This window comes from Acetobacter sicerae, from assembly GCF_011516765.1.
GTDB lineage: Bacteria > Pseudomonadota > Alphaproteobacteria > Acetobacterales > Acetobacteraceae > Acetobacter > Acetobacter sicerae.
Genome location: NZ_JAAABN010000087.1, coordinates 1 through 673 on the forward strand (window position 1 = coordinate 1; position 673 = coordinate 673).

Consider the following 673-nt stretch of genomic DNA (forward strand, 5'->3'; position numbering starts at 1 on the left):
AGCTGTTCCGCCTTTACCAGGAGGAAGGGCTGAAAGTCCGCCATCGGGGTGGCCGCAAGAGGGCACTGGGGACGCGTTCTCCCATGACCATCCCCCAGGAACCCGGGCAGCGCTGGAGCTTGGATTTTGTCTCGGATGCCCTGATCTGTGGCCGCCGGTTCCGCATTCTGGCTGTTATCGACGATTTCAGTCGCAAGAACCTGGCATTGGTTGCCGACACGTCATTATCAGGTGGACGTGTGGCGCGGGAACTGACGGCCCTGGTGGAACGGTATGGCAAACCCCTCATGATTGTCAGCGACAACGGTACGGAGTTCACATCCCATGCCATCCTGAAATGGGCCGATGAGATGAAGGTTGAATGGCACTATATCGCCCCCGGGAAACCGCAACAGAACGGCTTTGTCGAAAGTTTCAACGGCCGGTTGAGGGATGAATGCCTCAACGAGACGCTGTTCACGTCTCTCAGCCATGCCCGACAGGTTCTGGCTGACTGGCGGGAAGACTACAATACGGTGCGCCCCCATTCCCAGCTGGGTGGCAGGACACCGGATCAGATCGCCAGACAAGTGTCTCGGGGGCATGCCCCCGAGACACTTGTCATCCCATCAACCCAAAGCCATAAAAAACGGGAACTCTCCTTTTGAGTGGTAACAAAAAGGGGGGCACGTCA

Annotated in this window: 1 protein-coding gene; it reads left to right on the forward strand. The window is 57.7% G+C overall.

Annotated elements, in window-relative coordinates:
- On the forward strand, window positions 1-647 hold a 647-nt coding region (locus GVI59_RS18725), incomplete at its 5' end, for an IS3 family transposase (protein ID WP_242013227.1).
- Window positions 648-673: the final 26 nt, after the last annotated feature.